At 65.2% G+C, this 11442-nt stretch carries 8 protein-coding genes and 2 riboswitches; of the genes, 7 read left to right on the forward strand and 1 reads right to left on the reverse strand.

Going from position 1 to position 11442, the window contains the following annotated elements:
- The first annotated feature begins 12 nt into the window (after positions 1-12).
- The 7 genes from BC1002_RS15465 to BC1002_RS15495 all read left to right on the forward strand — a co-directional run bounded on the left by BC1002_RS15465 (position 13) and on the right by BC1002_RS15495 (position 10166).
- On the forward strand, positions 13-363 hold the full coding sequence (locus BC1002_RS15465; protein ID WP_013090935.1) for a hypothetical protein: 351 nt from the start codon (positions 13-15) through the stop codon (positions 361-363).
- 216 nt (positions 364-579) lie between these two features.
- A riboswitch (glycine riboswitch) is annotated at positions 580-681 on the forward strand.
- A 20-nt stretch (positions 682-701) separates the two neighbouring features.
- Positions 702-862, forward strand: a riboswitch (glycine riboswitch).
- 80 nt (positions 863-942) lie between these two features.
- Positions 943-2061 (forward strand): glycine cleavage system aminomethyltransferase GcvT, encoded by a 1119-nt coding sequence (gcvT, locus tag BC1002_RS15470; RefSeq protein ID WP_013090936.1) that lies wholly within the window; start codon positions 943-945, stop codon positions 2059-2061.
- A gap of 61 nt (positions 2062-2122) precedes the next feature.
- Positions 2123-2503, forward strand: coding sequence for a glycine cleavage system protein GcvH (gene gcvH, locus BC1002_RS15475; RefSeq protein ID WP_013090937.1), 381 nt, complete (start codon positions 2123-2125; stop codon positions 2501-2503).
- An 82-nt stretch (positions 2504-2585) separates the two neighbouring features.
- Entirely contained in the window at positions 2586-5522 is a 2937-nt protein-coding gene (gcvP, locus tag BC1002_RS15480; RefSeq protein WP_013090938.1) for an aminomethyl-transferring glycine dehydrogenase, read from the forward strand.
- A gap of 124 nt (positions 5523-5646) precedes the next feature.
- Positions 5647-6777, forward strand: a complete 1131-nt coding sequence (locus BC1002_RS15485) for an alginate lyase family protein (protein ID WP_013090939.1) — start codon at positions 5647-5649, stop codon at positions 6775-6777.
- Between the two features lie 28 nt (positions 6778-6805).
- A complete protein-coding gene (locus BC1002_RS15490; protein ID WP_013090940.1) occupies positions 6806-8194 on the forward strand; it encodes an L-serine ammonia-lyase in 1389 nt (462 codons plus the stop codon).
- 244 nt (positions 8195-8438) lie between these two features.
- A complete protein-coding gene (locus BC1002_RS15495; RefSeq protein ID WP_013090941.1) occupies positions 8439-10166 on the forward strand; it encodes a thiamine pyrophosphate-binding protein in 1728 nt (575 codons plus the stop codon).
- Positions 10167-10265: 99 nt separating this feature from the next.
- Here BC1002_RS15495 and BC1002_RS15500 read toward each other — a convergent pair whose 3' ends face one another.
- On the reverse strand, positions 10266-11414 hold the full coding sequence (locus BC1002_RS15500) for a branched-chain amino acid ABC transporter substrate-binding protein (RefSeq protein ID WP_013090942.1): 1149 nt from the start codon (positions 11412-11414) through the stop codon (positions 10266-10268).
- Positions 11415-11442: the final 28 nt, after the last annotated feature.

An 11442-nucleotide genomic window follows, 5' to 3' on the forward strand; every position in this document is an offset into this window, starting at 1 on the left:
CCGGGAGAATCCATGTCTCGAATCATCCGTGCCCTGGTTGCATGCGCGCTGCTCGGCTCCGTCACCGCCTGCGTGGTGACGCCCCCGCCGGCGCCGCATCCGAGTCCCACTCCGAAGCAGATCGCGGACCAGCGCCTGCGCCAGGTCGAAGGCCGCATCGACAATCTCGCGCGCCGTATCGACACTCGCGTGAATCGAGGCTATTACCCGCCGCCGCAAGGCGCCGCGCTACATCACCGTCTCGAGACGATCCGCCAGGAAGCGCATGACATGGCCGCACAGCATGGCGGCGGTTTGTCTTCGGAAGAACAGCGCGTGCTGAACCAGGAACTGGACAGTGCGGCTCATGCGATCGGCGAGTGAGTCAGTGGGCAAGTCGGCAAACGAGTTGGCGAACGCGTCCGCAGGTGAGCACCCACTATCGCTCAGCGTGCGGTGACGGATAGCGCCGGGACACGCAACTGAAAAGCGCGGGCATACGACCCGCGCTTTTCTTTTTGCGCTCCGAACCGTCGCGGTCACTCCCGACAGCGCTCCCGGCCCTTTAATTGACAAGCCTCGGCCCGTCGCGTACATTCGCCGCACGCGTCGGGAGAGCGCGCTGGCAAGCGAAAAAACGCAGGCCGCGCCGCCGAAGGGGCACACCCGCAAACTCTCAGGCAAAAGGACCGACCGCGTCGAAAACCCGTCTTCCGGCGGTTTTTTCGCACTCTGGAGAGCGGCAGTAGCCATCCGCGTCGCACGTCGTGCACCGCAGGCAGGCTGCCCACCGAAGGGGCGCGCGTTTCACTGTGACGGATCGAGCTCATTGAGCCAGTCGCGGCGGCGCAATCTCTCAGGTATCGAGGACAGAGGGGTCATGCAGAACCACGCTCGCAGGCACAAGGCCGCGAGGCAGTGCGCCGCATGGCCTTTTTTGTTTCGCGAGACGCCCGAGGCCCCATGACCGAACTCAAACACACCCCGCTCCACGCCGCTCACCGTGCGCTCAATGCCCGCATGGTCGACTTCGGCGGCTGGGACATGCCCGTCAACTACGGCTCGCAGATCGAGGAACATCGCGCGGTGCGCACCGACGCCGGCATGTTCGACGTGTCCCACATGTGCGTGGTCGACTTCACCGGCGAGCGCGTCCGCGCGTTCTTCGAATACGCGCTCGCGAACAACGTCGCGAAGCTGCAAACGCCGGGCCGCGCGCTCTACTCCTGCATGCTGAATCCGAACGGCGGCGTGATCGACGACCTGATCGTCTATTACTTCGGCGAAGACCACTTCCGCGTGGTCGTCAACGCCGGCACCGCCGACAAAGACATCGCCTGGTTCGGCCAGCTCAACGCCGAAGGCGGCTTCGGCCTCACCATCACGCCGCGCCGCGACCTGGCGATCGTCGCCGTGCAAGGCCCGAACGCGCGCGAAAAAGCCTGGCAAACCGTGCCGGCCGCGCGCGACGCGACCGAAGCGCTCAAGCCGTTCAACGCCGCGCGCATCGACGGCACGCCGTTCGGCGAGCTGACCGTCGCGCGCACCGGCTACACCGGCGAAGACGGCTTCGAGATCATCGTGCCGGCTACCCACGTCGAAGCGCTGTGGAATGCACTCGCCGCCCACGGCGTGCGCCCGGCCGGTCTCGGCGCACGCGACACGCTGCGCCTCGAAGCCGGCATGAATCTTTACGGCCAGGACATGGACGACAATGTCTCGCCGCTCGACGCCGGCCTCGCATGGACCGTCGACCTCACCTCACCGCGCGACTTCGTCGGCAAGAGCAGCCTGGAAGCCGGCGGCTCGCGCGCCGCGTTCGTCGGCCTGATCCTGCTGAAGGACAACGGCAAGGCCGCCGGCGTGCTGCGCGCGCATCAGAAAGTCGTCACGCCGCACGGCGACGGCGAAATCACCAGCGGCACGTTCTCGCCGACCATGCAGGAATCGATCGCCTTCGCGCGCGTGCCGCAAGGCGTGCAGCCGGGCGACACGGTGCATGTCCAGATTCGCGACAAAGCCTGCCCCGCAAGCGTGGTAAAACTGCCCTTCGTGCGCAACGGCAAGGTGCTGGCGGTCTAAGCGGCCGGCGCACGCCCCCTACATTCAAACCACCACCGAACATACCGATTAGGAGCATCCAATGAGCATCCCGGCCGATCTGAAATACACCGAATCGCACGAATGGGTCCGCACCGAAGCGGACGGCACGCTGACGGTCGGCATCACCGACCACGCGCAGGAAGCGCTCGGCGACATCGTCTTCTTCGAAGTCCAGGAACTCGGCAAGTCCGTGACCGCGGGCGACACCGTCGCCGTGATCGAATCGGTGAAGGCCGCGTCCGATATCTACGCGCCGGTTTCGGGCGAAGTCATCGAAGCGAACACGGCCGTCGGCGACTCGCCGGACACCGTCAACAGCACGCCGTACGACAGCTGGCTGTTCAAGATCAAACCGGCCGCCGATGCGTCGCTGGAGCGTCTGCTCGACGCCGACGCGTACGCGAAGTCGATCGGCGCCTGAGTCGCTGCCTGATTCACTTTTCGTTTTAACCGTCAGGCGCGGCGCTCGCACAACGGCGCGCGCCGCGCCGCCAGGAACACCCATGAAGCTCGAACACCCGGATCGTCTGATGAACCGCACTCCTCTCTCGCTCGCCGCGCTCGAAGTGCACGACGCCTTCGCCGAACGGCATATCGGCCCGGACACGGCCGACCAGCAAGCGATGCTCGAAGCAATCGGCTTCGCGTCGCGCGCGGCATTGATCGACGCCGTCATCCCGAAGACGATCCGCCGCACCGAAGCGCTGCCGCTCGGCCCCTTCGCGCAGCCGAAGAGCGAAGCCGAAGCGCTCGCCGCCCTGCGCGAGCTCGCGGACAAGAACCAGGTGTTCCGCTCCTACATCGGCCAGGGCTATTACAACGCCCATACGCCGACGGTGATCCTGCGCAACGTGCTGGAGAATCCGGCGTGGTACACCGCGTACACGCCGTACCAGCCTGAAATTTCCCAAGGCCGTCTGGAAGCGCTGCTGAACTTCCAGCAGATGGTCACCGACCTGACCGGCCTCGCGATCTCGAACGCATCGCTGCTCGACGAAGCGACCGCTGCAGCCGAAGCGATGACGCTGCTGCAACGCGTCGGCAAACCGAAGTCGAACGTGTTCTTCGTCGCCGACGACGTATTGCCGCAAACCATCGAAGTCGTGAAGACGCGCGCGACGCCGGTCGGCATCGAAGTGAAAGTCGGCCCAGCCGCTGAGGCTGCCGACGCCAACGCATTCGGCGTGCTGCTGCAATACCCGGGCGTGAACGGCGACGTGCGCGACTACCGTGCGCTGACCGAAGCGATCCACGCGGCGGGCGGCCATGTGGTCGTCGCCGCCGACCTGCTCGCCTTGACGGTTCTGACGCCGCCGGGTGAATGGGGTGCGGACGTGGCCGTCGGCAACACGCAGCGGTTCGGCGTGCCGGTCGGCTTCGGCGGCCCGCATGCCGCGTACCTCGCGGTGCGCGACGAATTCAAGCGGCAGATGCCGGGACGTCTGGTCGGCGTGACCGTCGACGCGCAAGGCAACCCCGCGCTGCGTCTCGCGCTGCAAACGCGCGAGCAGCACATCCGCCGCGAGAAGGCGACCTCGAACGTGTGTACCGCGCAGGCGCTGCTCGCGATCATGGCGAGCATGTATGCGGTCTATCACGGGCCGCACGGCCTGAAGACGATTGCGCTGCGCGTGAACCGCATCGCCACGCTGCTCGCCGAAGGCGCGAAGCAACTCGGCTACAAGCTCGTCAACGAAACCTTCTTCGACACGCTCACGTTCGACACCGGCGCACGCACGCAAGCGCTGCACGACGCGGCCACGGCGAAGGGCATCAACCTGCGCCACGTGAGCGCGACGCAAGTCGGCCTGTCGATCGACGAAACCACCACCCGCCACGATCTGACCGACCTGCTCGCGGTGTTCGCGCAAGCGGCCTTCAAGAGCGACGTGCCGCAAGTCGACGCGCTCGACGCCGCACTGAGCGCATCGAAGACCGCGTCGGTGCCGGCCGCGCTCGAACGCACGAGCGCGTACCTGACGCATCAGGTGTTCAACCGTCATCATTCGGAAACGGAAATGCTGCGCTATCTGCGCAGCCTGTCGGACAAGGACCTCGCGCTCGATCGCTCGATGATCCCGCTCGGCTCGTGCACGATGAAGCTGAACGCGACGTCGGAAATGCTGCCGGTCACATGGCCCGAGTTCGGCCAGATCCATCCGTTCGCACCGGCCGAACAGACCGTCGGCTACCGCGAGATGATCGATCAGCTCGAAGAGATGCTGGTCGCCGCGACCGGCTATGCGGCCGTATCGCTGCAGCCGAACGCGGGCTCGCAGGGCGAGTACGCGGGTCTCCTGATCATCCACGCCTATCACGCGTCGCGCGGCGAGGCGCAGCGCAACGTCTGCCTGATTCCCGCTTCGGCGCACGGCACGAACCCGGCGTCGGCGCAGATGGCTGGCATGCAGGTCGTGGTCGTCGCATGTGACGCTCAGGGCAACGTCGATATCGAAGACCTGAAGAAGAAGGCCGCGCAGCACACCGATAAGCTTGCGGCGATCATGATCACATACCCGTCGACGCACGGCGTGTTCGAGCAGAACGTCCGCGAAATCTGCGAGATCGTGCATGCGCACGGCGGCCAGGTGTATGTGGACGGCGCGAACATGAACGCAATGGTCGGTCTGTGCGCTCCGGGTCAGTTCGGTGGCGACGTCTCGCACCTGAACCTGCACAAGACCTTCTGCATTCCGCACGGCGGCGGCGGACCGGGCGTCGGTCCGGTGGCGGTCGGCGCGCACCTCGCGCAGTTCCTGCCGAACCAGACTTCGTCGGGCTACGAGCGGGCGCCGCAAGGCATTGGCGCGGTGTCGTCCGCGCCGTACGGCTCGGCGTCGATCCTGCCGATCTCGTGGATGTACATCGCGATGATGGGCGCGAAGAATCTGACCGCCGCGACCGAAACCGCGATCCTCAACGCGAACTACGTCGCGAACAAGCTCGCGCCGCACTATCCGGTGTTGTACTCGGGCCCCGGCGGCCTCGTCGCGCACGAGTGCATTCTCGATCTGCGTCCGATCAAGGACACGAGCGGCATCACCGTCGACGACGTCGCCAAGCGCCTCGCCGACTACGGCTTCCACGCGCCGACGATGAGCTTCCCGGTGCCGGGCACGCTGATGGTCGAGCCGACCGAGTCGGAGTCGAAGGAAGAGCTCGACCGCTTCATCGAGGCGATGATCGCGATCCGCGAGGAAATCCGCGCGGTCGAGGAAGGCCGCTCGGACCGCGAGGACAATCCGCTGAAGCACGCGCCGCATACGGCGGCGGTCGTCATCGCCGACGACTGGAAGCATGCATATGCGCGCGAGACGGCCGCGTATCCGCTGAAGACGCTGATCGCGAACAAATACTGGCCGCCGGTCGGCCGCGCGGACAACGTGTACGGCGATCGCAACCTGTTCTGCTCGTGCGTGCCGATCGCCGATTACGAGTAACAGCGAGTCACGGGACGTCACGCGCGGCGCTGCAAAGGTCCATCAGCGTCCGCGCGCGATCCTGTTGTTGAAAGCCGCAACCGGCTAACATCACACACCGAATCAGCCTAACGAGGAGTTTCGCATGGCGCGAAAGGTGCGATTGATGCAAAGCCGGGACGAGGCGGCGGGTCGCCGTCCGTGGCGACCCGCTTACGCCGTGTTGCTGGCCGGTGCCGCCGTGCTGCTGCCGCTGCGCGAGGCGCAAGCCGCGATGAATTTCTGCGCGGCGCCGGCGCTGCAAACGAGCGAGCGCACCAATGCCGATCCCGGCGTCAAGGCGCTCGTCGCCAACGTGCTGGCGCATCTGAACGAGCAGCCCCACGCGCTCGCGAAACTGCACACCGAAGGCACGCTGCCGCACGAGGGTATCTACGATCAGAGCGTCGAAGCGCAGAAGGATCTCGACCTGCTGCGCGACGCCGCGCTCGCGTGGCGCGCGACCAGCGACGACCGGTTCCTGAAGCTCGTCGACCGCCTGCTGTATGCATGGGTCACGACCTATCAGCCGAGCTTCAATCCGATCGACGAAACGGGTTTCGAAGGGCTGATCCTCGCGTATGACATGACCGCGAGCGCGCTGCCCGTCAAAACGCGCAACGCGGCGATGGCGTTTCTGACTAAGTTCGCCAACGGCTATATCGCACAGATCGACGCGCAGCCGCGGCCGCTCACCGGCACGTTCCGTAACAATTGGCAAAGCCACCGCATCAAGCTGATCGCAATGGCCGCGTTCACGCTCGACAATCGCAAGATGATCAACGCCGCACAGCGGCTGTTCGTGGAGCATATCGGCGACAACATCGCACCGGACGGCTCGACGATCGACTTCGGCGAGCGTGATGCGCTGCACTACGTCACCTACGATCTGCAACCACTGGTGACAGCCGCGCTCGCCGCGCGCCGCCATAACCGCAACTGGCTGCAGGAGAAGGGCGCGAACGGCGCGACGCTGCTCGCCGCGCTGAACTGGCTCGTGCCGTTTGCGATGGGCACCCAGACGCACGAGGAATTCGTGCATTCGAACGTCGCGTTCGATGCGAGACGTCGCGAGGCCGGCTTGCCCGGCTATTCGGGTCGGTGGGACCCGAAGAACGCGGCGGAACTGTTTCACCTGGCGGCGCGTCTCGATGGACGCTTTACGCCAGTCGCGCTGCAGCTCGCACCGACGCCGCCCGCGTGGCTCGCCGTGTGCTTGCCGCTGCCGGCGCGCTAAACTCTTATCCATAGGCAGGGAGCAGTACATGGCAGTCAGCGTCTTCGATCTCTTCAAAATCGGCATTGGTCCGTCGAGCTCGCATACGGTCGGGCCGATGCGCGCGGCGCTGATGTTCGTCCAGGGACTCGAGCGCGACGGGCTGCTCGATTCCACCGCAGCGGTGAAAGCGGAGCTGTACGGCTCGCTCGGCGCGACCGGCAAGGGGCACGGCACCGATCGCGGGGTGATGCTAGGCCTAATGGGCGATGCGCCCGACACCGTCGATCCCGACACGATCGCGCAACGGCTCGAAGCGGTGCGCACGTCGCGCAAACTCGCGCTGCTCGGCACGCACGAGGTACCTTTCGTGCAGAAGGAGCAGATCGCGTTTTATCGCCAGGCGCTGCCCGAGCATCCAAACGGCCTGAAGCTGTTCGCGTTCGATGCGCAAGGCGCGACGCTGCGCGAGTCGACCTATCTGTCGGTCGGCGGCGGCTTCGTCGTGACGGCCGGCGCGCCGAACACGAAGGTGTTGAGCGCTGTCGACCAGCTTCCGCACTCGTTTCGTACCGGCAACGAATTGCTCGCGCTGTGCGCGTCGAGCGGCAAGAGCATCGCGCAGCTGATGTGGGAAAACGAACGAGTCTGGAACAGCGAGGAAGAAACGCGCGCGGGTCTGCTGAAGATCTGGGACGTGATGCAATCATGCGTCGCGCGCGGGTGCGGCATCAACAATCCCGACGCCGATGGTCACTTGCCCGGCCCCTTCCAGGTGAAGCGGCGCGCGCCACAACTGTATCGCGCGTTGACGGGCAATCCTGAGCGCGCGTTGCAGGACCCGCTGTCGATGGTCGACTGGATCAACCTGTACGCGATCGCCGTCAACGAAGAGAACGCCGCGGGCGGGCGCGTCGTCACCGCGCCGACCAACGGCGCGGCCGGCATCATTCCGGCGGTGCTGCATTACTACACGCGCTTCATGCCGGGCGCGAACGAGCAGGGCGTGATCGACTTCCTGATGACGGCCGCCGCGATCGGCACCCTGTACAAGCTGAACGCGTCGATCTCCGGCGCGGAGGTGGGCTGTCAGGGCGAAGTCGGCGTCGCCTGCTCGATGGCCGCGGGCGCGCTGGCCGCCGTGATGGGTGGCACGCCGAAGCAGGTCGAGAACGCGGCGGAAATCGGCATGGAGCACAACCTCGGGCTCACCTGCGATCCGGTTGGCGGCATGGTGCAGATTCCGTGCATCGAGCGCAATGCGATGGCATCGGTGAAGGCAGTCAATGCCGCGCGCATGGCGTTGCGCGGCGACGGCAGCCACTATGTGTCGCTCGATTCGGTGATCAAGACGATGCGTGAAACCGGCGCGGACATGAAGACAAAGTACAAGGAAACGTCGCGCGGCGGACTCGCGGTGAATATCGTCGAATGTTGACTCGTTGAGCGCCGCATTCAATTGCACGCGATCGCATCGGAAAAGCGCGGGCCCTGCGGCCCGCGTTTTTCATTTGGGCGATCGCGTTGCGCCTATGCCGATCAAACAGTTGCGCTGCGCCATGACAGCGCCCTCGTGCTCGGCGTAAGCTGACGTAGCACCCATCGCATCGGCCGCTCTTGGAGATTTTGTCGATGCGGCTCCATTCCAACGCACTCACGCACTGCCAGGAGGCTTCTTCGCAATGTCGCTGCCGAATGCTCCCGCTGCCAATTCCGCTTCCCAGACCGCACGCACGACCGGCGCGCGCCTCGTCGTCGATGCGTTGCTCACGCACGGCGTCGAACGCGTGTTCTGCGTTCCCGGCGAAAGCTTTCTCGCCGTGCTCGATTCGCTGCACGACGAAACCGAGCGCATCCAGACGATCGTCTGCCGTCACGAGGCCGCGGCCGCGAACATGGCCGAAGCGGTCGGCAAGCTGACCGGCCGTCCGGGCGTCGCGCTGGTCACGCGCGGACCGGGCGCGACGCATGCGTCGATCGGCGTGCACACCGCGTTTCAGGACTCCACGCCGATGATCCTGCTGATCGGCCAGTGCGCTCGCGAACACCTCGATCGCGAGGCGTTCCAGGAGATCGACTACCGGCGCATGTTCGGTCAGATGGCGAAGTGGGTCGCGCAGATCGACGACCCGAAGCGTATCCCCGAATATCTGAGCCATGCGTTTCATACGGCCACTTCGGGGCGGCCGGGGCCGGTCGTGCTGGCATTGCCCGAAGACGTGTTGAGCGATGCCTGCGATGCGGTGCCTGGCGCGCCCGCTTATCATCGCGTGGCGGCGTCGCCGTCGGCAGCGCAGATCGCGCGACTGCGCGAGTTGCTCGAAGACGCGCAACGGCCGATGGTGATCGCTGGCGGCAGCGGCTGGACAGAGGCCGCATGCGCGGACCTGCGGCGTTTCATCGAAAACTGGCAGTTGCCGATCGGCCTCGCGTTCCGCTTCCAGGACACTTTCGACAACGAGCATCCGAACTACGCGGGCGACGTCGGTCTCGGCATCAATCCCGCGCTCGCTCAGCGCATTCGCGACGCGGACTTGCTTCTCACGCTCGGTCCGCGCCTCGGCGAAGCGACGACCAACGGCTACGCGCTGCTCGACATTCCGAAGACGAAGCAGACTCTCGTGCACGTGCATCAGGGAGCGGAAGAACTCGGTCGTGTCTATGCGGCGGATCTGCCGATCGTCTCCGGCATGCCTGAGCTTGCGGCGATGCTTGCGGAGTTGAAGCCGTCATCGTCAGGCAAGCTGGCTTGGGCCGGTGCTGCCGGGGAAGCGCATCGCGTGTATCTGGAATGGCGCAAGCCGCGTCCAATTACCGGCGACGTACAGATGGGCGAAGTCATCCAGCAATTGCGCGCGCACTTGCCCGAGGACGCGATCCTCACCAACGGCGCGGGCAATTACGCGACGTGGCTGCATCGGCATTTCTCATATCGACACTTCCGATCGCAGCTCGCACCGACGAGCGGCGCGATGGGTTACGGCGTGCCGGCGGCGCTCGCGGCAAAATCGATGTATCCACAACGCGCGGTGGTCGCGCTCGCCGGCGACGGGTGCTTCATGATGGCCGCGCAGGAGTTGGCAACCGCGATGCAGTACGACCTGCGCGTGCTGTTTATCGTCGTCAACAACAGCCATTTCGGCACGATCCGCATGCATCAGGAGCGGCACTATCCGCATCGCGTGCATGGCACCGGTCTCACGAATCCGGACTTCGCTGCATTTGCGCGGTCGTTCGGCGCGCATGGCGAGACCGTTGAGCGTACCGAGGATTTTCTGCCGGCGTTGCAGCGCGCGATCGAATCGCAGCTGCCGGCCGTGATCGAAATTCGGATGCCGCAGGAAGCCAGCACGCCGGCGGCGACGCTCGAGATGATTCGTGAGCAGGGGAGGAAGATGCGAGGGGAGTGAAAGTGACCGCGTGACCGGATAGCGCGTCGAATGCGCCGCTCATGAAAAAACCCCGCCGAAGCGGGGTTTTTTTGTGGTCAACCGGGTTCAGCAAAAAACTTACTTGCCGCCCACGCTTTGCAGCGTCGTCCACTTGCCATCGACGACCTTGTACAGCGTGATACCGCCGTTTTTCAGATCGCCGCGCTCGTCGTACGCGAGGTTGCTCGACGTGACGGCCGGCTTCGAGGTCTTCGCGAGCACCGGCAGGTACTTGGCCGGATCGGTCGAGTTCGCGTTCTTCATCGCGGCGAACATCGCCATCGCGCCATCGAACGCGTACGGCGAGTACGTTTGCACGTCTTCGTTGAAGCGCGCCTTGTACTTCTCGACATACGCCTTGCCGCCCGGCATCTCTTCGAGCGGCAGACCGGCGAGCGAAGCCACCGTGCCGTTCGCCGCGTCGCCGGCGAGCTTGATGAAGGTCGGCGTGTGGACCATTTCGCCGCCCATCAGCGGCGCCTTCACGCCGAGCTGCTTCATCTGCTTGACCATCGGTGCGGCTTGCGAATCCGCGCCGCCGTAATAGATCAGATCCGGGTTCGACGACTTCAGCTTGGTCAGGATCGACTTGAAGTCGACGGCCTTGTCGTTCGTGTATTCACGATCGACGATCGTCGCGCCAGCCGCCTTCGCTGCCTTCTCGAACTGATCCGCGAGACCCTGGCCGTACGCGGTGCGATCGTCGACGATCGCGATCTTCTTCATGCCGAGGTTCTTCACCGCGAACGTGCCGGCGACCGAGCCTTGCTGCGTGTCCGACGTCATCATGCGGAAGGTCGTCTTGAAGCCCTGCTGCGTGTATTCCGGCGCGGTCGCCATCGCGATCTGCGGAATGCCCGCGTTCGCGTAGATGCGCGAGGCCGGAATCGTCGTGCCCGAGTTGAAGTGGCCGAGCATGCCCTTGATGCCGTCATCCACGAGCTTCTGCGCGACCGTCGTGCCGGTACGCGGGTCGGCCTGGTCGTCGGCCGAGTCGAGCACGATGCGAACCGGCTTGCCGCCGATCACCGGCTTCGTCGCGTTGAACTCTTCGACCGCGAGCGTGATGCCGTTCTGGAAGTCCTTGCCGTAGTGCGCCTGTGCGCCCGTCATCGGACCGGCGAAGCCGATCTTCACGTCTTCCGTCGATTGAGCGTTGGCCGTCCCCGCCAGCGACATAGCGGCAACCAGAGCTGCGCCTGCCAGCTGTTTCATTTTGTGTTGCATAGCTTCTCCTTGATACCAGGTGTGGATG

The sequence above is a fragment of the Paraburkholderia atlantica genome (assembly GCF_000092885.1).
Lineage (GTDB): Bacteria > Pseudomonadota > Gammaproteobacteria > Burkholderiales > Burkholderiaceae > Paraburkholderia > Paraburkholderia atlantica.

What these genes read in the sequence shown, in the direction of transcription:
- BC1002_RS15495 (WP_013090941.1), top strand. Translation starts at nt 8,439, where the DNA reads ATGTCGCTGCCGAATGCTCCCGCTGCCAATTCCGCTTCCCAGACCGCA.
- BC1002_RS15485 (WP_013090939.1), top strand. Translation starts at nt 5,647, where the DNA reads ATGGCGCGAAAGGTGCGATTGATGCAAAGCCGGGACGAGGCGGCGGGT.
- BC1002_RS15465 (WP_013090935.1), top strand. Translation starts at nt 13, where the DNA reads ATGTCTCGAATCATCCGTGCCCTGGTTGCATGCGCGCTGCTCGGCTCC.
- BC1002_RS15500 (WP_013090942.1), bottom strand. Translation starts at nt 11,414, where the DNA reads ATGCAACACAAAATGAAACAGCTGGCAGGCGCAGCTCTGGTTGCCGCT.
- gcvH (WP_013090937.1), top strand. Translation starts at nt 2,123, where the DNA reads ATGAGCATCCCGGCCGATCTGAAATACACCGAATCGCACGAATGGGTC.
- gcvT (WP_013090936.1), top strand. Translation starts at nt 943, where the DNA reads ATGACCGAACTCAAACACACCCCGCTCCACGCCGCTCACCGTGCGCTC.
- gcvP (WP_013090938.1), top strand. Translation starts at nt 2,586, where the DNA reads ATGAAGCTCGAACACCCGGATCGTCTGATGAACCGCACTCCTCTCTCG.
- BC1002_RS15490 (WP_013090940.1), top strand. Translation starts at nt 6,806, where the DNA reads ATGGCAGTCAGCGTCTTCGATCTCTTCAAAATCGGCATTGGTCCGTCG.